The following is a 22,970-nucleotide window of genomic DNA, read 5'->3' on the forward strand; positions in this document are numbered from 1 at the left end:
TACTATTGTTATTTTGTTATTTTCCCTAACCCAAAGCACTCATATCAACCGTATTTTACCCCAAGAAGTTTATATTTGGCAGAAAAAATGGGTTGCTAGCTTAAAACCTGCAATAGAACAAACCACCCCTTATATTACAGGCTGGAGATTTTTAGCAGGAGAGTACGAACCCGATGGGCAAGTTATTTACTCTGTTATTTCATTTGAGTGGTTACAGCAATCGCACTTGCCTTTAACGGCAGTTTTTCGTTTTGATCGATTGCGTCCATTGCCATCTATTGATGAAATTTTATCTCTGATTCAGAAATCATCTGTTTATCAAAATAATCATATTCGCAATATAGAGCTGGATTTGGACTGGCCAACTGCAAAATTAAATCTTTATATTGCCCTGTTAAAATCACTCAGGGAAAAACTTCCTAAAAATATCCAACTCAACATTACCATGATACCAGATTGGCTGCGTTCACCTCAATTCCCAGAGCTAAGTGAACAGGTTCCTTATCTTGTTCTACAAGTTCACAGTGTAGATAATCCTCAAACAGGTTTATTCAATCCAAAGAATGCCATAGCCTATATTCATAAAATGAATCGTCTCAGTCACCATCCTTTTTATGTTGCTTTACCTACTTATGGTTTGAAAATTCAAACATCGTCAACAGGAAGAATTTACGCAATAGAAGGAGAAAACAACTTTAAGTCAGGACAATTTGGCAAGGAATTATATAGCGACCCCCAACAGATAAGAAAGTTAATCCAAGAGCTACAACAAAATACCCCTGCGCATTTACAAGGAATAATCTGGTTTCGTTTACCCATAAGCAAAGATCAACGTAACTGGAGCAAAGATACATGGATAGCCATGTTGTGCCATCATCCTTTAAATGGAAAAATTATAACCCAAGAAATTCCTGCCCCCAACAATCCTGGAACCATTCAACTTATCTTGGTTAATAAAGGCAATATAACCTTACCTTTACCTAAAATCGTTCCATTACGATGTCCAACAGCTGATGGTTTTTATCCATACCAATTAACTATAAATGCTCATAATAAATACGAATTATCATTAACCCAACAAACAGCCCCTTTAAATACAAATCAACAACGTGCTATTGGTTGGATGCGCTGCAATTGAAACTTTTCTTTCTCTAAAACTCATCAGAAAGCACGTCTTTTTTATGCAACATCAGTTACAATCTGCCTCTATTGTTATACCCATCATTCTCATTTTAATATTTGGTTTTATTTCAGCCAAAAGAAATATATTTGGAAATAATGCAACAACAATCTCAACTTTAAGCAAGCTGGTTCTTACTATAACACTGCCACCACTTTTATTTGCTGGCACACTTAGTATATCTAAGGATCAATTACATAATGCGCTCTCATTATTTGGCGCATTATTATTTAGCAATATAGGATTATATTTAATTTGTTTTTTTATAGCTCGAATTTTCTTTAAACGAAATATCACCGAAGCCGCACTGGCTGGTTTAGCAGGCAGCTTTTCAGCAGGTCCTTTTTATGGCCCAGCATTGTTAGAGCCCCTTTACGGTAACAGCAGCAGTGTTTCAATCAGTATGATCGCAATTGTTATCAATATGGCCTTAATCCCTTTGGCAACGATCATGATTGAAATTGATCAAGAGAAAAAAAGCACAACTACTAATAAACCTATACATAAACTGTTATTGAGCTCAATATATCACGCGATTATAGATTGTCCTTATGTATGGGCACCTTTGTTGGCTATTATTCTGTTACTTTGTGGGGTTCAACTGCCTCAATTTATCAATAATACATGTTTATTAATCGGCAAAGCAACCTCTGGTATTGCTGTATTCGTGGCAGGAATGACAATTGCTGTAAATCGATTTAAATTGACCAAAGAATGTATCAGCTTTGCTTTAATTAAAGATATTGGTTTGCCTGCCCTGTTTTTTTGCACTGCGTCTTTATTCTTTCTAGAAAAAGGAACCCCTATTTTTAATGAAGGGCTTTTATTATGCGCTATGCCCTCGGGCCCTATGATTATTTTGTTCAGTAATCAATATAAACAATATCAGCAAGAAGCAGCTTCTATCTTAGCCATTTCAACTTTTTCAATGATTATCACTGTCACTATATTAATTGGATTATTGGGTTTATAAAGTGAAATAACTTTCCTCCCAGCATCTTTATTTAATCCGTAACCAATAAGCTGAATACCCAATCATTTCCCTTGGGACAGAGAAAAAATCTCGCCAAGAGGCATAAGATGGAGACGCCTGTCCAATCTCATTGATCCCTACTGCATGAAAAGCCAAGCGAATACGAGGAATATGATAGTATTGAGAAACAACAATAACTGATTTAAAATGATTGCTAACCATATATTGCCAAGTGTTTTTTGCTGTTGCCCTTGTATTAACACCCAACTCATCTTGAATAATTACTTGTTTAGGAATGCCATGCACAATTAAATAATCTGCCATAATTTGGGGTTCACTATACCCCTCTTTTCCCGTGCCACCACTCACCAAAATTAAAGGCGCATAACCCTGTCTATATACATTAATAGCTTCATTTAAACGTGCAGCCAAACCTACACTAGGGGTACCGTCCAGTTCCACTTTGGTTCCTAACACAACAATCAAATCTGCTTGAAATAAATGATTTTTTATTCCTCCTAAAACAATCATAAACATGACCATAAAATACAAAATAAATAGAAAAAACACCAACTTGATTTTATGAATATAAAAAAATTTCATCATTAAACTATTAAAACTCAACTATTTAAAAGCTATTTATTCGTAAAATAATCACTACTTCTTATATTTCTAAATATTAAGATAACCATGTAATATTTTACAGATCTTATGCTTACTCTTTAATTTTAGAATATTCAAATTAATCAATACATCAATCAATGGTGGTTTATCGCGTCTGTTGAATTTAACGAAATTAGAATTTTTATGAAAAATTTATTCATTTAAAACGTATGCAGATTTATACATAAACAAAGTCAAAGGATTACAGTTTATATTTATGGTTTTATTCCATTGCTTTTTACTGTGAACATACCCATATCAGTGCTGTTTATATAGGAGATCAAAGATGGCACAGACAATTGTTACTGAAATCAGAACCATACATTTCAATACACAAAAACGACTTATTCCCTTTGTCGATGTCAATGTATGTGCTGGATTTCCATCCCCTGCATCTGATTATTTAGAGAAGCCACTGGATCTTACAGAACATCTGGTTGCCCATCCAGCAGCCACCTATTATATCCGAGTATCAGGGGATTCAATGATTGGTCATGGGATATATAACGGTGATTTACTTATCGTGGATCGATCCTTAGAGCCCCATCAAGGAGATATCGTTATCGTTGCGCTAGACGGGGAATTAACCTGCAAGCAGTTAGCTTTTAAAAACAATATCCCTTATCTAAAATCTGGTAACCCAGATTATCCCCCCATAGAAATGAAAGATAAAGAAACTTATATATGGGGTATCGTAATCCACAGGATACACTCTTTTAGAAAAAGATAGTCTTTGTCGCGCTCTGAGAAAATACTACAATATATCACTGCCCTTTTTTCTCAATATAATTCAAGCATAGAAAGGACCTTGAATATCTCGCATCGTTTGCTACATCGACTTAAAAATAAATGTAACTAATCAAATTTAAAACTCTAAATTTATACCAAAAATAACGTATAACAAATTTGCATTTATATGATTAAAACTTGATCACAATTAAATAACCTATTGACTATATTGCATAGTTAGGCATTAATATTTCTATATAAGAATTTTTACATAATCGAAAGGAATACTATATGTCTAAAAATATTAAAATCCCTTCTATGCCTAAAATTCGTGAACTTACGCTAATAGAAATCAAAAATGTGTCTGGTGGGCGAGTTAGCCTTGTTAGCGTCGGAAAAAATCCAAATATATCATACATATACCCTGGAAAAAAACAAAATAAACCCGTCCTCAGATCTTAATTTTAAAATTTTTTATATAAAAGGCGAGTAAGACTCATTCTTCCTCGCCAAATCCTCATTAACATATAAACAAATACAACTAATCATAAATTATAATTTCATAGATTAGCTAAGAAGAATGTAAGAAACATTTGTTATAAGTTCATCAAGTTTCTCTATTATATTCAATAATTTTTCTCCACAAGCCATAAAAACGTATGGCAACAGTTAGAGAATGACCATTTCAGAACAAGAAAAGCTATATTTAAAAACGCTTATATATAATCTTTCTTACAAAAAGAAAATACTAAGCTGATATAAACGTCTTTCTTTCACTCAAAAATTATTGGACGCAAAGGCCAAAGGACAATTAATCATCAAATTAATTTTATTAAAATCCAATTCGAATTTAAAAACCTTTTCGCTTTACAAACCATCCAACTCGTCCAATAATCATAACCTCATTATTGACTTACAACATGCAAAGTTATTCTCTTATAACTCTTGTGCTAAGGGTTGAATAACGATATCTCTGATTGCAACATGACGTGGTCGTGTTAACATAAACAAAACAGCTTCTGCAACTTCAGATGGCTCCATAAGGCTGCCAAGTTCTTTTGCTTTTTTCAAGTTTTCTTCTGGCCAGTCTGCTAATAAGGCACTAATTACAGGACCAGGAGAAACAGAACCAATACGAATACCATGTTGACTGACTTGACGACGCATTGTCTGAACAAAAGAATTGGTTGCCCATTTTGATGCACAATAAACAGGTTCCCAGTGTATTGGTAAATGTCCCGCAATAGAACTGGTTACAATAATATCCCCTGTTTTTTGTTTAATCATATGGGGTATGACATCACGAATATTTTTCATAACAACAGATACGTTAAGGTCAATTAACCGATCAATATCATTAGGATCTGAATCAATTAAATCCCCCCCGATATAACATCCTGCATTAGCATGAAATATATCAATTTTACCTGTTTTTTCGATGATACTAGGAACCATTTGTGCACAACTAGCTGGATCGATAAGATTTGTAACACAAGGTATAATTTTATCTTTATATTTTGCTTGTATTTTTTCCATTGTTGCAACATCACGATCAACCATGACAACGGTCGCACCATTGGCAACTAAGATTTCTGTAGAAGCAAGTCCAATACCTGATGCTGCACCTGTGATGACAGCAACTTTATTTTGTAATGAGTTAGACATTTTATTAATCCTTTTAAAAATAAAAGAGGGAAACTTAATCGAGATGGCATGCTTTATGATAAGATTTCAGAACTTTTTGAACATACCAAATTATAACTTCTTCAGGATCAAAGCTTTTTTTAGAAAAATGTTCTGCTCCTGGTAAATATTGCATCATTAAAGGTGCTGGAACGGTTGCACCTTTAATTTTTGATAGTAACGTTTGAACATACTCGTTGGCTTTGGGATCTGCCCAATAATAACGAATACGATCAGATAAAGAATAATGACGCAATAAATAACATTCATGTGCGTTACCATGATAATGGCTATTCCAATAATTGGGTTTCGCTAGCATTAAATTTTCGAGACCATTTTGTAAATAACGGTACGAATAATCAGAAAAAACTTCACTTGCTATATGATCCAGAGCAAACAAACATTCTCTGACTGCAAAAGTTAATTCAGGGCCAACTTTTAAAATCGCATAGCCATCTTCAACTAATTGAGATAAATAATGCACCCCTTGATAATCCGTTGAATGCGCTTCAAAAACAAGATTAGACTCAGTATCTAATGAATTGGATAAAGATCGTGCTTTTTCTCGATCATAATAAACGATATCCCAATTTCCATATTCTACACCAGGTTGAACAACCAATCCAAGCAATCGATGCGTTACGTCTTCCAATCCTATTGCACATAAAGCATCTTGATGAATTTTTAATGTTTGTGCTGCTGCTTCTGCTTTTGTTGGTTCAAGAGAGGTAATCACATGATCTGCTCCACCTGGAGGGGGAACTTCTGTGCCTATAATATAAAGTGGTTTCTTTTTATCACTATCAGCCGCGACTTTTTCTGCAGCTTGAATTAAACGCACGGCACGTTGTGAAACAATCTGATCGTCCAATGCAGGTGGCTCACCTTTACATCCCATAGACGTATCAATATGAATTTTACGAAAACCTGCTTTGATATAAGCAATAACCATTTTTTCAGCCTCATCCATGGCCTCATTTGCAGATAAATGCTTCCAAGGATTTGGCCCTAAATGATCCCCACCAAGAGTAATTAAATCTTCGGGGCATTGTTCAGTTTTTGCTAGAGAGAATACCAAATGAGCAAAATCATCTGGTTTCATCCCAGTATATCCACCTTGATGGTTAACCTGATTACAAGTTGCCTCGATTAAGACACTACTTTGATGATCGCGCCCTAATCTTAACGCTGCTTTTAAAACCAGAGGATGGGCGGAACAGACGGACGTAATTCCTTTTGGATTTCCTTGCGTTCTATATTTCTTTAGTTCTTCAAGGGTTACTTTCATTATATTTTCCTAGGAGTGTTTTGAATAAACTTGTGAAGTTCTTTTAAGGTTGATGTTCCTTCCATAGGGCCAGTAAACTGTACGTTTCGAGCACCTGCTGCGTTTGCGAGTGTTAAAGACTCATTTAAACTCATTCCTAGCCGTCTACAGCTGACATAAGTTGCTCCAAAACAATCGCCAGCACCTGTAGGATCAATTTCTTTAATTTGAAAAGCTTGACCAGAGACAGTTTTACCATTGCGATGATAAGAGGTTGCCCCTTCTTTTCCTTGTTTTAAAACAATTTCAATGACACCTGCTGCAAATGTTTTTTTAACCGCATCCGTCAAATTAGAGCTTTCGGTGATGGTTAGGATCTCTTCACCAGAAGGAAGAAGTAAGTCTGTTTTCCCTAATAAATATGCAAGACGTTGTGTAAACACGTCATCTGTTATTAACTCTTTGCGAATATTAGGATCAAAGGAGAGAGTACCTCCTCGACTTTTAATTACATTTATTGCATATTCTGCCATTTCCCAAGCACCAGGAATGGATAATAACGTGCCCATAATATGAATATGACCTGCTTTTGCAATTAATGTATCTGTATTTTGGTTTTTAACAATTTTTCCTGCAGCAGAGGCAACAATATTAAAGACAAAATCACGTTCACCATCATCTCGATATCTTACAAACGCACTTCCAGTTGGTAAATGCGTATCTACGGAGATAGCAGAGATATCCACGCCATCTTGTTGTAAACGATTTACATTAATTTCCCCAAAAGCATCTTTTCCGACGGTTGCAATGATCCCTGCATTATTTGTTAATTTTGCACATTGATCAATAAATATAGCTGGGGCACCACTTGGATATGGTCCTGTAAAAGTTAATGGTGGAGAAAACCCATTTCCCGTTTCAGTCGCCATGATTTCAACCAAAATTTCACCAATCGTGATGGTGGGTCCTAAGTCATTAGATGCTAAAATATGATCAATAGACATAAAATATACTCCGAATAAGATGGATAGGCATATGACAAATGTTTATTAAGTTATAGACATAAATTTTTGATGTAATATACAAGCGGCTCCATATGCTGAACCTAACTCTGGATTTTGATTTAAAATAATCTCTGGAACTGGAAATGGTGTATCTCTATACAACTCGATATATGTATTAACCCGAGTAGAAATTAAGTCATATAATTTTGCCATTGATCCTCCTAAAATAACTTTATTAGGGTCAATCATGCGACAAGCTTGAACCAAAGCAAAACCCAAATATTTTGCCCATTCATCAGCCAAACTTACGGCCATTGGTTCACGATCATTTACATATTGAATGAACATATCAATGGTTATATTATCTTTGCCTGATAAATCATGATAACGAGACAATAGTTGTTCTAAACTAATAACCGCCTCTAGTGTTTTATGTTCTTTATGGTGATCTTGAATGGTCAGATGCCCGATTTCTCCAGCAAGTCCATTTCCACCACGAAATAACTTACCATCAATAACAATACCACCTCCAACACCGCTTTCTAGGACTAAAAAAAGAGTAACCCCTTCTGAGATATTTGATTGATAAATAGCGCCAATTGCAAAAGCATTTGCGTCATTTTCTATGGCTATTGGTAAGCTTGATAATAATTTACTTTTGGCGATCTCTAAGAAATCAACATTCGACCATTTAAGTAATGCTGCATCAAAAATATACCCTTTATCATTCATTTGTGCAGGGATTGAAAAACCAATTCCTTCAAGCTTATTCATGATGTCTTCATTACACATAGAATATGCTAATTTAATAGATTCATCTATTGCATTTTCAACACCCATTTCACTGCATGTAAATACTTGATGGCGCATATCGACAATTGATGCAGTCAGATCAATAAGAATGGTCGTAATATATGTAACCCCGATTTCAATACCAAGAAAATACACAGCCTCAGGAACAAGCTCTAGTAATATCCCAGGACGCCCACGATTACTATTTTCAGCTATTTGATCATCAGATTTTCTAATTTCTCTAACAAAGCCACTATTAACTAAATTAACAATAATATGACCCGAAGACGAACGATTTAATCCCATTTGTCTGGCTATGTCCGCACGGCTAAGCGCACCAAACTGGTATAAAACCTGAAGGGCTATCTGACCATTACTTTGCCTGACTTGTTTATGAATATTAGAATATAAATTTAAATCGTTCATTAAATTGCTTTGATAGTTGATACACAACGTTAATATATTATAATTACACGCAACAAAATACCATTAATTTTATAGTTTTATACAGTTTATATAAAATTATCATACCTTAATTTTTAATTATTAATATAATTTGTTTTTCATTGCAACAAATTTATTATTGATCAATAATCACGAATATTTTACTAAAATTATAGTAAATTACTGTTTTTAATTTTGAATAAATAAATTATTTCTATACATAATATCAGTATATTCAGATAAAAAATATTTTTTAATATAAATTTGTACAAAAGATTCCTTTTATTTAGAATATGTAATTTTTAAGATTATATTTAGTCAGTTATTTTCTGTATGAATATAAAATCAGGAGTGAGTTATGAAGTTTGGAACACTATATTCTTATTGGGGGAATGAATGGGATTGCAATTTAGAAGCATATATAAAGCTTATCCAAAAAGTATCTTCAATCGGTTTTGATATTCTTGAAGTAAGTGCTGATCATATTTATCAAATGTCTGAAACAGATCTGCAAACATTAAATGATGTTCGCAAACAAAATGGATTGGTTTTTACTTTAAATAGTGGTCCAACCAAAGAGTTCGATTTGGCATCTGCTGATGAATATATTCGTCAACAAGGCATTCACTATTACACTAAAATTATAGAGAAAATGCCTCTTATAGAATCAAATATGCTGATTGGCGCGTTATATTCATACTGGCCAAGTGATTTTATCAGTATTAATAAAAAAAATGCATGGGAACGCAGTATAAATTGTTTAAAACAAATAGGAAAAGTTGCCGAATCCTTAAATATAACCATTGCTTTAGAAGTTTTAAATCGTAATGAAACTTATATCCTTACTAACTGTGAAGAAGCAGTAGAATATTGTAAAAAAATAAACAGCAGTGCTGTTAAAATTCTACTTGATACATATCACATGAATATTGAAGAGGATAATATTCCTGACGCCATTCGGTATGCTGGAGATTGGCTGGCTCATCTTCATGTTGGGGAGAACAATCGCAAACTTCCTGGGATGAATAATACAATAAATTGGCCAGCTATTGGTCAAGCTTTGCATGATATTGGATATGACAAAGGTGTTGTTATGGAACCATTTTTATTAAAGGGTGGTTCTGTTGGTAATGCCATTCGCGTGTGGCGAGATCTAAGCAATAATGCATCTCCTGCACAAATGGATGAGTATATTTCTCAATCTTTATCCTTTTTAAGAAATACGTTCTCTATCCAAAACTAGCCAATAAAAGATATTAAGCAATCAGACCCAAATCTCCGCATGCTTAATTCTATTAAACGCTTAATAAAATCATAATTATTCTGACAGAATAGGTTTTTTTTATGAAATCACAAAAACTATTATTTGGTTTTATGCCCTCTTCGTTGATTTGGGGATATATAGCTATTGCTATCTTTATGGCTGGTGACGGTTTTGAAGCTGCTTTTTTATCTAAATATATAACCGATATGGGTTATACAGAAGCTCAATCGGCTTTTATATTCACTGCATATGGATTGCTGGTCGCAATTTCGGCTTGGTGTTCAGGAGTAGTCGCAGAGATTATTACACCGCAAAAGGCAATGTGTATAGGATTCATATTATGGTCAGTTATGCATGTTTGCTTCATGATCTTTGGTATTGGAATGCATAATTATCCATTAATGGTTATTTGCTATGGTATTCGTGGGCTTGGCTATCCATTATTTTTATATTCTTTTGTAATCCTGATTATTCAAAATGTTTCTGAAAGTAAAGTCTCAACAGCAATGGGATGGTTTTGGGCAGCTTACTCCATTGGTTTCGGGGTATTAGGAGGTTATTTGCCAGGATATATTAACCCAATTATTGGTGAATATCATACTTTATGGATGTCATTAATCTGGGTTATTGTGGGTGGTTTAATTTCGTTAATTACTTTACGTAATGTGAAAACAGACAAATCAAAGGCAAATCTTTCTTTTAAAGAAAAAACAGAAGAACTTACCAAAGCAGTTACTATTTTATTTTCAAATAAAAATATTTTTATGTCAGCTTTAGTACGTATTATTAACACAACACCAATTTTTGGATTTGCTGTAATTATGCCTTGGTTACTTGTTGGTACGAATGTCACAGATCAGGGTTTAGGGTTTTCAAAAACTGAATGGCAAAACATTTGGACCGTATTCATGGTGGTTACAATCTTTACCAATATTATATGGGGAATCTTAGGGGACCATATTGGTTGGTTACGCCAAGCACGTTGGTTCGGCTGTATTGGTGGTGCAATTGCTTGCTTTGCTTTTTATTATATACCTGTATCTTTTGGTCATAACTATTTAATGGCAATGATCCCTGCTGTTATGTTTGGATTTACTGTTGCTGCATTTGTGCCAATGACTGCTGTTTTTGCTGCATTAGAGCCTAACCATAAAGGGGCTGCGATTTCTATTTATAACTTGTCTGCGGGTTTAAGTAATTTTGTTGGTCCAGCTATAGCAACAATTATGGTGCCTTTATTTGGTATTGTTGGGGCAATTTGGGCATATATTGCGTTATATATATTTGCTGCTATCTTAACTTTATTTATCAAAGTGGATCAAAAATAAAAATATACTCATTATTAAAACAATATTTGAAACATCAGATCTTGGATTTTATTATAATAACGAAAAATAAAATTTATAATCTTAACTTTTTAAATATTGTTTTCTTAATAGTTAAATCTATAAGCATTTTTAAAATACCCCACGGTTTTTTAAATATACCCTCAACTATCCCCCACTTTTCTTTTATTTAAATTGATTCTATTTAATACTATTTGAGTAGCAATCGTTATATTCAGCTATTTATGGGTATTTTTAAAGTTTGTTTAACACTATTTTGATTGTTAATGGTGTCTACGGCGGGATTCGAACCCACGGCCCCAGGATTCATCTCACTACGATTTTCATCGCCATTGTGCTTGGCACAATGTTTGTAAGCTGGACTGTCTCTTTACCCTAGGATAAAATCCCGTAGGCACCACCCGTACAGTCTCTACACCTTCCCTGTAAACAGGGCTTGGCTCGGGATTGGCATGGCAAGATCGCCGAAACGTTCCCCGAATTTGAGCGGATCCACTTTATCGTTTCCCTATAAAGCGCCCAATTAGTTTAGGAATCCTGTGCTCTATCCTGCTGAGCTACGCAGACACATTCTTTCTTGTAACCTGTCTTTATAAATTTGAAAAGAGCTTGCGTTCATCTAATGATATTTTTTTACCTTGAACATGCCCAGAAACCGTTAACATAAAATGCTGACATAAAACCTCTGCGGGGGTTGCTGTTTGTTTACACAAATATTCCAGCTTTTGCACATAACGCAATAACAATGACAAGGATTGAGAATTCCAACTATCTAATGCTTTTAAAAAACTGTCCGTTCGTTTAAAAAAAACAGGGGGACTTAACTTAGAAATCGCTAGTTTTGCTGGCGTCCCTTCCTCTAATAAAAAACGAGCCTGTAATAAACGATCTGTGTGCTGTAATAAACTGCGCGTCAAAGCAATCATATTAACCCCTTCTTTAAGGGCTTTATTAAGGGCTTTGTCAGCGATTGCTGTTTGACCACTCATAACCGCATAAACAACATCATCAACAGAATATTCTCCAGCATCTCCAATTGCTTGCTGCACATGAATAAGAGTAATTTCTGAGTCTTGACCTACATATAACAGTAATTTTTCTATTTCATTACGAATAAGGGCCCTATCCGCTCCTAAAATCGCAACTAAATAACGAAAAGCATCTGATCCAATTCTCTTTTTTCCTAATAAAAAACGAACTGTCTCTTCCAAAGAGCGTCCAGTTTCTGCGTAACAAGGGATAGAAGCTATAAGCGGATGTTTTTCAGCTAAGATACGTAATGGTGATTTAGGGGACAGACTGCCAGCCTCGATAATAATTATAGAATCAAAGCTTGATGGATCAATAATATCCGTCGAGTATAGATTACAAAATAATTCTAAAGGCTTATTAAGACTATCTACAGCTTCTCTAACCCAAATAGCACGCTGTCCTCCCATTAAAGAAAGCGCTGTTGCCTCCTCTCTCAATCGTTCGTGACTCTCTTTATTTAGTACACAAATTTGAAAAGGATCATCTAAACGACCTGCAACTTTTTTAACAAGTTGGCTTGCTCTTTCACGAACCAAACCACTATTTTCACCATAAATCAAATAGACACGAAATTTTATAGGGCCTTGTAAAAGACTCATAATATTTCGTGCATCTATTTTCATAATAATAATCCAACACTATTAATTACCAGGTGCATCTTCTGGTTTCATATTATCCATACCTACAGGAATCATCGTATTTCGCCCCGTTGCCATCGCAGGGAAACCATCAGAACCAGCACTTTGCGTTGCAGCACCGTTTGTACCAGGATTCATACTTGGTAACATATAATTGGGCTTTGGTGTATCTGGTGTTGCTGCTTTGGTTTGATAAGTATCGTTATTTCTGAACCATGTTGCAACCTGTTGGGTTACTTCATCGGCTAAATTTTTAGCAACACGCGCTTGTGCTGTTTCGTCATTTAGACTTTGTGCAAAATATTGCTCGTACGTTACCGTATATCCGTCCATTGCCTGTGCATCACCTTGCGCAATAACAACGGGATTGATAGAAATGGTCTTTAGTGCCCAATGTGCCCTACCAATCATTCTTGCACGACCAGAAGAGTTATCATGATGAATATCAATTGCCTCTTCATTTAAGCTTGGAGAAACATCCAATTGGTACGTTTTAGGATCTTCGGGTCCTGCTCCAGCAAGATTTTGTTGCAATGATTGGCGCACTAGCTGTCCATAACGGTCAGACAATACAGGAACATAAATTTTCTGTAATTCGCTATTTACATCCAGATTAGCGCTTTTGCCATACATGGGTTTAAATCCACATCCTGACAACATCACTCCAATCCCTAACAATACGCCAGAGGTTTTTAATAATTGACTAATTCGTTTCATCCGCTTACCACAAAGTTAACGATTTTATTAGGAACATGAATGGTCTTAATAATAGTTTTCCCATCCAAGAATTTCGCAACTGCCTTTTCTGAACGTGCCAGCTCTATAACAGCATCTTTATCCATATCAGGAGCAACCTCAATCGTTGCCCTTAATTTCCCTTTGATTTGCACCGCAATGATAACCCGTGTTGCCGCCAACAATGCATCATCAGCTATTGGCCAAGGGGTTTGTGCAACCAATTCTTGAACACCAAGTAATCGCACCATATCTTCGGCCATATGCGGAACCAAAGGTCCAGATAATAGGCTTAACATATAAGCTGCTTCACGACGGGCAAAATCCACCCCGACTTCTTTGGCTTGCTTTTCAGCATCTGCAACTGCGTTTGTCAGCTCATGCAAGCGGGCAATCGCCACATTCATTGCAAACCCATCCAATGCCTCTGTCACAGCCACAATGGTGCGATGCGTCATACGACGCAAATCATCTGCGCTTTGTGCAATTTGCTCCGGCAAAGAAACGTCAACTGGAACATCTTGTGCAATAATAGACACAACACGATATAGACGTTGCAAGAAACGAGAGGTTGCAACAGCGCCCTCTTCTGTCCATTCCATATCCCGTTCTGGTGGATTATCAGACAAAATAAACCAACGCGCGGTATCCGCACCAAAACGTTCTATGATCGCAGAAGGCGCAATCGTATTTTTCTTAGATTTGGACATTTTTTCAATACGTCCAACCATAACTGCTTCGCCAGTATCACGGGTTACAAAACCAGCATCTGTTTTTTTGATTTCATCAGGGGATAACCACTCACCCGCAGCATCTTTATAGCTTTCATGCATTACCATGCCTTGGGTAAACAATGCCTTGAAAGGCTCTTGCATTCCCACTTCATCAATGGTGTTTAAAGCACGGGTAAAAAAACGTGCATAAAGCAAATGAAGAATAGCATGTTCAATCCCACCGATATATTGATCGACTGGCATCCAGCGGTTTACCGCTTCATGATCAATTGGATCGGAGGAATGCGGTGCCGTAAAACGTGCAAAATACCAAGAACTGTCAACGAATGTATCACAGGTATCGGTTTCTCTTTGTGCCTTGCCATGACATTTTGGACAGTCAACATGCTTCCAGGTCGGATGATTATCCAAAGGGTTTCCAGACAAAGAAAAATCAACATCTTCTGGTAAAATCACTGGCAATTGATCTTCTGGAACAGGCACAACACCACAAGTTGGGCAGTGAATTACAGGAATTGGGCAGCCCCAATAACGTTGACGAGATAATCCCCAATCCCGTAAACGCCAATTAACAATCTTTTCACCAATGCCCATTTCTTCCAAACGTGCAATCGCTGCTTTCTTGGCTTTGGCAATCGTCAAACCATTTAAAAAATCGGAATTAATTAATACACCATCACCCGCATGTGGCTTGTCTGTAACCACGAATTGTGTTGGATCTTCACCTTGCGGCATCACCACGGTTTTAAAAGCAAGGTTATATTTACGGGCAAAATCAATATCGCGTTGATCGCCTGATGGGCATCCGAAAACAGCACCTGTGCCATAATCCATCAACACAAAATTAGCAATCCAAACAGGGAATTTTTGATTAGGTATAAAAGGATGAATGACTTGCAAGCCTGTATCCACGCCTTTTTTCTCTGCCTTTTCGATAACTTCTTCAGAAGTACCCATGCGGTGGCATTCTGCTATAAACTCACCAAGTTTAGAGTTGTTTTTAGCCAATTTTGCAGCGATTGGATGATCAGGAGAAATCGCTAAAAACGCCATTCCAAATAACGTATCTGGGCGTGTGGTAAAGACTTCAACGGATTGTAAAGCTTCTTCGAAATCAGATGGTGCATGATCCAAAGTAAACCGAACTTTTGCGCCTTCTGAACGTCCTAACCAGCGTTCTTGCATGGTTTTAACGCGTTCTGGCCAATTATCTAATGTTTTTAAACCATCCAACAAAGGCTGGGCAAATTTGGTAATTTTAAAGAACCATTGAAAGAGTTGTTTCTTTTCAATTAACGCACCAGAACGCCAACCTCTTCCATCAATAACTTGCTCATTGGCCAGCACTGTTTGATCTTCTGGATCCCAATTAACCCAACTTTCACGGCGCTCCAACAAGCCTTCCTTCATCAAACGAAGGATTAATTTTTGCTGCTGTCCGTAATATTCAGGTTGGCATGTTGCAAATTCACGATCCCAATTCAAGGAAAAGCCCAAACGTTTGAGCTCTGCTCGCATCGCAGCAATATTTTCCATTGTCCATTTTGCTGGTGATACACCACGGCTTTTTGCTGCATTTTCAGCAGGCAATCCAAAAGCATCCCATCCCATAGGATGTAAAACACTATATCCACGGGCACGCTTATACCGAGCAACCACGTCCCCCAGTGTGTAATTCCGCACATGGCCCATATGTAATTGCCCCGAAGGATATGGAAACATCTCTAGGACATAGTATTTGGGCAAATTAGGGTCAGGAACATTGGGAACGTCAAACAAGCGACGCTTTTCCCATTCTTGTTGCCAAAATGGTTCAGTGTGTTGGAAATTATACGAAAAAGAAGAAGAGTCGCTCATAATATTTTAATCAGTATCTGTTAATTATTTTTTATATTTATCGGCACGTAACTCACGCGCACGGACTTGGATCTTGCTGGTAATGTCTGAAGCTGTATTCGCTGTTACTGGCGCATCAACCCACTGACCATTTTCTTGAACTTGTCTATGAACAACAACGCTGATTGAATCAGAACGCAAGCGGCGATCTAAGATTGCACAAATAATCTGAAAACGTTCTTTGTTAGCAGGAACAGGTTGATACCAATCGGTTACAAGAGTTCCCCCTACTGCATCAGCAGACAAAAGAGGCATAAAAGATAATGTATCAACAGCACCTCGCCATAAATACGCATTTACACCACCTTGCAAGTTGTCATCACCCCCCACAGCAGAACGATCTACTCCCACTAAGCGTTGGTCTGGAAATGCCAAGTTGTCTTGTTTTTTATCTTTTGAACAAGCAACAAGGCCTAAAGACAAAGCACTTGCCACTAACAAAAGTCGAGAAAACGACAATGAGGATACAAAATTCATAGGTTATGGCCTCTCCACTATTACCAAATCAGTGATCTGACGTTGATGATTTTTACAAAAAACGTTACAATAATATTGTCGTTCGTTATACAGAATTTAAATCTTTTTTTAAATCTTTATTCTTTATAATATGAGTTTTTTGCTGTTAAAAAAAGTCTTTTTACTGTTTTACTGATCTGATCAGGGTGTAAATCATGTTTTTGAGCAACAGATTGGCAAGTTTGCAAATCTGGAATCACGGAAATAATTTTATTATCTAATAATTGCCCAACCTGAACTTTGATTTTCCCCCAAGGGCTTAATACCAACTCATCATAATGCGTTAATCCTTCGTAATGCTCTGTACGCCAATGCACTGTATGTAACGCTATTTGAGAGAATAAATGATGCCGTATAGAGGTCGCAAATTCAGGTAAAGAAACAATAACTAATTTATGTGTTACTTGATTCGTCGTAAAAATAGGCATTATATAAACAAGCTGCGCCTCTTTTTGGTAAAGTTCTTGCTGTAAAATCTCAATTTGTTCTGGTTGTAGATTTGTAAATTCTGCTTGAGTTATAACAACATTATTATCGATATTATGTTTTCTGCCGTCTGTTACGTGACCAATACATAGTCTTAAAAAATTAGGAAGATTATCATATTCTATTCTTCCTGCTCCATAACCAACACGGTCAATACATAATGGAGGGCAAGGGGAAAAACAAACATTTAATGCTTTAATTAATGCTGCACAAGTAGAGGTTAATAACTCTTTTTGCGGACCAGAGGATATAATAGGAGTTTCATCACCCAATAATTGTAATGTCGCAGGCGTTGGTACTGGTAAAGAGCCTTGTGGGTATTTCAACATACCAGATCCTACATTTAAAGGAGACGCATACCATTGATCAATATTTAACCAATCGCACCCTGTACAACACAAAACCACTGTAACAACAGTATTTAAGGCTCTAATTTTATGAAAATAGATTTCCTCTATGGGTAAAGCACGCACCTGTGCCTCTGCCACCGCAAGATAAGTAAAACAATTAATAGCTAGATCTTTCGCTTTTTCAGATAGATTTGCGTTGGAGATCAATGCAATAATCGTACTCAGTAACTGCAAATCTTCAGGAGCAGAATATTTATCTACGAAAATTGGTAGCTCGTAATAAGGAATCGATTCCAAATCAGTATCTTTAGAAGTAAGACTGATATGAGCCTTGGTTGTTTCAATCCCATTGCGCTTAATACGCATTAAATCTAACCGTGCACCAACATCTAATGCTTGCAATGCATCGTGCAAAATTTCTTGTGGCACCCCAGCATCAACCAGAGCACCAATAAACCTGCTGCTGCTCATTCCTGCAAAACAATCTAGATAGCCAATCTTCACCGAATAATTCTTTCGTTACTTTAAATTAACAGTATTTTAATTACTTTAATGATATTAAAAAATCCACTTAGACAATTCAACAGTTCTTTACTAACGATTTATACCTTAGCTGAAAATCTTACTGCCCTTTCAAAAAATGAAAAGAGGATCTTAATTTTTTCCAAAATAAATCACGCTTTACCTTGGTAACTGCACCAAATTGGGGCTCTGGACAATTATAACCAAAATGGGTAGCAAAAGATACTACAGGACCGTTTTTCAAATAGAGATTATAAAGCGCTACAGATTTTGCATTCGCATACGAAGAATTTTTCCATAAACTTACTTGTGCATGCTCTTCAGCAGATTCATATGAATCTGAATTAGGATAATAATATATAGCAGGAGGAGAACCATAATTTGATGTATCTTGCATCCAACCATTAGCATGACATAAAATAGCTGCGTATGCCTGTGATTGATGAGGTATTAGACTGGCCGCATATAAAACATCTTGTGTGGCCAAATACCGATAATGAAAGCGATGATTAGGAATTGGCCAAGAAGCCCCTGTTCGAACTTGTTCTGTGGAAACGCTCCATGGTTTATTGTTAGAGTTATGCACAGGCCCCATCATTTGGCTGATACCATATGCATAATCACCTGGATTTTGATCTGGATAACCAGACGTTCCCATCAGCGCCATACCGTGGCGACGCAAAATTACTGCTGCTTTCCATGCTGCCTTGGCACGATCTGTTGCCCAAAAACTGCGACGCATATCCGTTGTTGCCTTAATATAATCGCGCTCTAGTTGAACATGCTGAGGTATCCCTTTACAATTAGCATCCGCTGAAGTGACAAAATAAGGAATAGCTTCTTGTATACGTCCAGCCCGCATTAATCTACGAGCAAGCAAATGGCGCAATGCCATAGAGCGTCCAGCTAAATTATATCCGTAATATTTATCAGTATCTTGATCGTAATAATTTTCATTGCTGACCTCTTGATCACATACAGCCTGTCTATCTCTGGGGACAGTCGTATGAATATTAACAAATCGCTTTAGCTCATCAGGCGTTAATACATTTTCAGCGAGATAAACGACATCTCCCCAATAACTATCTCGAACTGGCCATAATTCTTCCAAAGCTTGAACAAAATTACCTTGAGACAATGTTAAAACTGCACGTTCCCCTTGTACACGCTGTATATTATCTTTTCGTAAACTTCCGTCATTAAAATGAGCAATCGCTTGGTGGTAAAATTCTTGCCCTTTTTCTTTATCACCTTTTCTCAGGGCAATCTTGGCCAAAACCCAAGCATCAAGTGCCTTTTGATTCTTTTGCCAATCATACTGGGCAAAAACCTGTGCTTTATCCATATCATTATTTTGATATGCAAAAGCCCCCAAAGATCCCAAATCATCATAATGATTTTTCTGATCTATTCCAGCCTTTACAAAAGCTTGTAAGATATTTTGCGTTTGTTCTTTCGAATAAGTTCTATAGTCGATTTCATCCGTTAATACATAAGCCAACAAAATTTTACGTAACAAAGGATTATGAACAGCCTGATCTAACAATAATTTAGCATCAGGATTCTTGGGGTCACTCAACCCTTTTAGAATAATGACAATCGAACTTAAACCACTATTCTCACCCAGTTTAACTTGTTTTAAATATAGCTCTACTGCTCTTTGTAATTGTAATAAACTATCCTCTTTAACACCACCAACATTCCATAGTGTTATACCACCTGAATCATCTTTGGGATTATATGGCGTTGTTATTCGCTTGCCAATTTGATCAAGAATTACACCCGCAGCCTCTCCATAAGCAGCAATTCCAAGATGCAAAGGATCTGGCGCACCATTTGCAACTAAATATGCTGTACCATTAAAGGATTGCACCGCATCTTCAAAATGTCCTAACTCTTTTTCAATACGACCTAATGTGTATTTCGCACAAACTTGCTGTGCAGCATTTTTGTCATTATAAGCCAGCAGAGCAAAAGCTGAGCGTGCTTCTTCCCATTGTTTATCGTGAAATAATGTTGCTGCCTTTTTATAAGCTTCGTCCGTATTAGGACAAGTCGTTTGTTCTGAAGCTAAAAGATTTACGTTATCAGCTGAAAACAGATTTTGCTTTTCTTGTGCAGTGACGACACCAAGATTTTTTATCTTTTGAGAAAAAGTATCCGTTGAGGGTAAATCTAATAATGTCTGCTTGCGATTATCCAATAACTGCCATGGGAAAAAAGGGCCACATGCAATTACCACCGTAGAAGTCAATACAGTCAGCCCCACGCAATAACACAAAACCCTTACTGACTGCTTCATTTAACGATTGTCCTTATATCAAAAAATCTTACCTACCAAGAGCATAGTGACATAAAATAAGACGTGAATATAGTAACAATTAACAAGTATTAATTTCAATCAAGTTAACCTTTAAAATGCTGTTACTTAATCATATTAGATGATAGCTTAAATGCAAGAGCCGGTAATTCTACTCTTACTTGTGACACAAAGATAAATCTGTTTTTATTTCCCAAAACAGATATTACTGGGGGAATATTATCACCGATTTTACAGTATCTAAAGATAGTCATATCGCTATCTTGCACTATGAGTGAATCGCAAACCTCTTAAAATGATACTCTAAATGATGCCATATTAAACCCAGATAAATTGTTCATGATATTCAAGCTGATTAAATCTTAGTCAACTTAAATATACACAAATGAATATCCACTCATAAATTATTAATAAAACGCTCTCAATATCAGGGTTATAAACTGCCCTGATTAGCATTCATAACTTTTTGCAAAGCTATTGTTAAAAGCAAAACAATCACCATCAACAATGCTACAAATATAAATGCATGAGATAAAGAACTGTGATGTGCAATAAACCCAACCATCGCAGGTCCTGCTAAAATACCAATATATCCCAACGTAGAAACAGCAGGCACAGCAACCATTTGTGACATCGTCGTTTGTTTACCAATCTGATTAAACATCACAGGCACAATATTAGAACAACCAGCACCAATTAAAAAATACCCTGTTAATAATATAGATAAATCAATCCCTGTAATGACAAAGTAAAAGCCTAACAAAGCGATAATGCTACCTATGATAACAACACGCAAAGCTCCAAATTTATTGACAATATAATCACCTGTAAGCCTTCCCCCTGTCATTGCTGTTGCAAAGGCCGTAAAACCTATACCTCCCAAAGAATCTGAGATATGTTTTGAATCAACTAAATACACAGCACTCCAATCTAATGCCGTTCCCTCGACTAAAAAAACAACAAAACAAATAATCCCTAAAACCAAAACGATCCCTTTCGGAATAGCAAAAGCAGGCCCTTCAGCAGGATTGGCATAAGGTAAAAAATGTCGAAAGCTAATACCAAAAAGAAAAATAATAATAAATAAAATTAAAAAAGTTGAAGCAATAATATTAACGCCCAAGGCAAGAAACCCTGTCATTAATCCTGCCCCGACTATACCACCTAGACTAAACATGCCATGAAATCCAGACATTAAGGCTTTTTTTTCTTTTTTCTCTACAATAATGGCTTGAACATTAATGGCACAATCCGTCATGCCAACACCCACACCAAAAATTAACAAAAAGAACGCCAAAAGAATTGGATGAGAGATAAAAGACAAAAAGGGCGCAGCAACCACCATGATAATGGTTGAAACGATAATAACATTTTTACACCCATAACGAGATGTCAAAGGTCCTGCCATAGGCATTGAAATAATAGCCCCTGCGCCTAAACAAAGTAATAATGTTCCCAAGACAGCATCATTAATTCCCGTATTCATTTTTGCAAAAGGGACAATGACTGCCCACATAGCGGTAATCATCCCTGCAATCAAGAAAATAACACGGGTGGCAATTTTATCATTCATATAATGTTGAAGCATAACAACTATTCTTCTGTATTTAAGATCTGCAAAACATCTTGATGTAATTGTGCATTAGCACTGGCAATAATAGCACCACCTTGCTCTGGTCTATGTCCCTCGATTGTTGTTACAACTCCACCTGCATGTTCAATAATTGGAATAAGGGCTGCAATATCATAAGGTTGTAAAGAATACTCTACACAAATATCAATATGTCCAGCCGCCAACATCGCCATAGCATAACATTCACCACCGTAACGGGTCATTAAAACTTGTTTTTTAAGTAATCCAAAATTATTTTTTGGATAAATATCTACAGACTCAGGCGAGGTTGTATGTAAAATTGCTTGATTTAAAGGAACAGATTGTCTTGTTTTTATTTGTACCGTTCCTAAACGGCCTGCAAACCAAGATGCCTGTCCATCAGACCAAAATCGATCCCCTGTATAAGGTTGACTCATTATTCCCATGACGGCTTTACTATCATATAGCAACCCAATTAAACATCCCCATACTGGTAATCCACATAGAAAAGGTCGCGTCCCATCAATTGGATCAATAACCCACTCAAACAGGCTATCCCCCTGAGTTCTTCCAAATTCTTCACCCATAATAGAATGTTCTGGATATTGCTGCGAGATCGCTTGTCGTAGCAATTTTTCTGTATCACGATCAATATTAGTCACAGGATCAAACCGAAATCCCTCTTTGACTTTGGTACTAATATCTATTGTTTGGTTATTTAAATATGATTGTAACGTTTTTTGTTCAGCAACTTTAGCCAAACCATGTAAAAATTCTGGCGATGGTAAGGCAATATTCATAA

The 22,970-nt window shown here is 36.4% G+C and carries 19 protein-coding genes; 6 read left to right on the forward strand and 13 right to left on the reverse strand.

All coding sequences use genetic code 11. The features are described from left to right. Positions 1–13: 13 nt before the first annotated feature. Both COMX_RS06320 and COMX_RS06325 read left to right on the forward strand, forming a co-directional pair. Complete coding sequence (locus COMX_RS06320; RefSeq protein ID WP_161631853.1) at positions 14–1,138, forward strand: DUF3142 domain-containing protein; 1,125 nt, start codon at positions 14–16, stop codon at positions 1,136–1,138. A 43-nt stretch (positions 1,139–1,181) separates the two neighbouring features. After that, positions 1,182–2,153, forward strand: a complete 972-nt coding sequence (locus tag COMX_RS06325) for an AEC family transporter (protein ID WP_034338257.1) — start codon at positions 1,182–1,184, stop codon at positions 2,151–2,153. 27 nt (positions 2,154–2,180) lie between these two features. On the opposite strand, the gene COMX_RS06330 is transcribed toward COMX_RS06325, so the two are convergent. Then, positions 2,181–2,684 carry a YdcF family protein gene (locus tag COMX_RS06330; RefSeq protein WP_235176783.1) on the reverse strand — a complete coding sequence of 168 codons (504 nt, stop codon included), beginning with the start codon at positions 2,682–2,684 and terminating at the stop codon, positions 2,181–2,183. Positions 2,685–3,102: 418 nt separating this feature from the next. Between COMX_RS06330 and COMX_RS06335 the strand changes: the two genes are divergently transcribed. Beyond that, positions 3,103–3,546 carry a LexA family protein gene (locus tag COMX_RS06335; protein WP_034338260.1) on the forward strand — a complete coding sequence of 148 codons (444 nt, stop codon included), beginning with the start codon at positions 3,103–3,105 and terminating at the stop codon, positions 3,544–3,546. Between the two features lie 290 nt (positions 3,547–3,836). Next, positions 3,837–4,007: a hypothetical protein gene (locus tag COMX_RS11095; protein ID WP_161631854.1), complete on the forward strand. Its 171-nt coding sequence runs from the start codon at positions 3,837–3,839 to the stop codon at positions 4,005–4,007. A gap of 474 nt (positions 4,008–4,481) precedes the next feature. Here COMX_RS11095 and COMX_RS06340 read toward each other — a convergent pair whose 3' ends face one another. From COMX_RS06340 to COMX_RS06355, 4 genes are read right to left on the reverse strand one after another with little or no spacing between them, the layout of a single operon-like run. Continuing rightward, positions 4,482–5,210, reverse strand: a complete 729-nt coding sequence (locus COMX_RS06340; RefSeq protein WP_034338263.1) for an SDR family oxidoreductase — start codon at positions 5,208–5,210, stop codon at positions 4,482–4,484. Between the two features lie 34 nt (positions 5,211–5,244). Further along, complete coding sequence (locus tag COMX_RS06345) at positions 5,245–6,516, reverse strand: class II D-tagatose-bisphosphate aldolase, non-catalytic subunit (protein ID WP_034338267.1); 1,272 nt, start codon at positions 6,514–6,516, stop codon at positions 5,245–5,247. Next, positions 6,516–7,499: a tagatose kinase gene (locus COMX_RS06350; protein ID WP_034338270.1), complete on the reverse strand. Its 984-nt coding sequence runs from the start codon at positions 7,497–7,499 to the stop codon at positions 6,516–6,518. Before COMX_RS06350 ends, COMX_RS06345 begins: the two co-directional genes overlap by 1 nt. A gap of 45 nt (positions 7,500–7,544) precedes the next feature. Continuing rightward, positions 7,545–8,717 carry an ROK family transcriptional regulator gene (locus COMX_RS06355; protein ID WP_034338273.1) on the reverse strand — a complete coding sequence of 391 codons (1,173 nt, stop codon included), beginning with the start codon at positions 8,715–8,717 and terminating at the stop codon, positions 7,545–7,547. Positions 8,718–9,093: 376 nt separating this feature from the next. Between COMX_RS06355 and COMX_RS06360 the strand changes: the two genes are divergently transcribed. Then, positions 9,094–9,978 carry a D-psicose 3-epimerase gene (locus COMX_RS06360; RefSeq protein ID WP_034338275.1) on the forward strand — a complete coding sequence of 295 codons (885 nt, stop codon included), beginning with the start codon at positions 9,094–9,096 and terminating at the stop codon, positions 9,976–9,978. A gap of 101 nt (positions 9,979–10,079) precedes the next feature. Next, positions 10,080–11,327, forward strand: a complete 1,248-nt coding sequence (locus COMX_RS06365) for an MFS transporter (protein ID WP_034338277.1) — start codon at positions 10,080–10,082, stop codon at positions 11,325–11,327. A gap of 608 nt (positions 11,328–11,935) precedes the next feature. Here the strand turns inward: COMX_RS06365 and holA are convergent. From holA to COMX_RS06405, 8 genes are all read right to left on the reverse strand, one after another. After that, positions 11,936–13,000, reverse strand: coding sequence for a DNA polymerase III subunit delta (holA, locus tag COMX_RS06370; protein ID WP_051461925.1), 1,065 nt, complete (start codon positions 12,998–13,000; stop codon positions 11,936–11,938). Positions 13,001–13,018: 18 nt separating this feature from the next. Continuing rightward, positions 13,019–13,732 carry a hypothetical protein gene (locus COMX_RS06375; protein WP_051461926.1) on the reverse strand — a complete coding sequence of 238 codons (714 nt, stop codon included), beginning with the start codon at positions 13,730–13,732 and terminating at the stop codon, positions 13,019–13,021. Then, positions 13,729–16,341, reverse strand: a complete 2,613-nt coding sequence (leuS, locus tag COMX_RS06380) for a leucine--tRNA ligase (protein WP_034338280.1) — start codon at positions 16,339–16,341, stop codon at positions 13,729–13,731. The genes COMX_RS06375 and leuS overlap by 4 nt, the downstream gene beginning before the upstream one ends. Positions 16,342–16,365: 24 nt before the next feature. Beyond that, positions 16,366–16,857, reverse strand: a complete 492-nt coding sequence (locus tag COMX_RS06385; protein WP_034338282.1) for a DUF3576 domain-containing protein — start codon at positions 16,855–16,857, stop codon at positions 16,366–16,368. Between the two features lie 116 nt (positions 16,858–16,973). Then, positions 16,974–18,236 (reverse strand): nickel pincer cofactor biosynthesis protein LarC, encoded by a 1,263-nt coding sequence (gene larC / locus COMX_RS06390; protein ID WP_034338285.1) that lies wholly within the window; start codon positions 18,234–18,236, stop codon positions 16,974–16,976. Positions 18,237–18,354: 118 nt separating this feature from the next. Beyond that, a complete protein-coding gene (locus tag COMX_RS06395) occupies positions 18,355–20,556 on the reverse strand; it encodes a hypothetical protein (RefSeq protein WP_152534167.1) in 2,202 nt (733 codons plus the stop codon). A 451-nt stretch (positions 20,557–21,007) separates the two neighbouring features. Beyond that, positions 21,008–22,162, reverse strand: coding sequence for an MFS transporter (locus COMX_RS06400; RefSeq protein ID WP_051461927.1), 1,155 nt, complete (start codon positions 22,160–22,162; stop codon positions 21,008–21,010). Between the two features lie 5 nt (positions 22,163–22,167). Beyond that, a complete protein-coding gene (locus tag COMX_RS06405) occupies positions 22,168–22,968 on the reverse strand; it encodes an inositol monophosphatase family protein (RefSeq protein WP_034338293.1) in 801 nt (266 codons plus the stop codon). Between the last annotated feature and the right edge of the window lie 2 nt (positions 22,969–22,970).

The sequence above is a fragment of the Commensalibacter papalotli (ex Servin-Garciduenas et al. 2014) genome (assembly GCF_000527695.1).
In the GTDB taxonomy this organism is placed as follows: domain Bacteria; phylum Pseudomonadota; class Alphaproteobacteria; order Acetobacterales; family Acetobacteraceae; genus Commensalibacter; species Commensalibacter papalotli.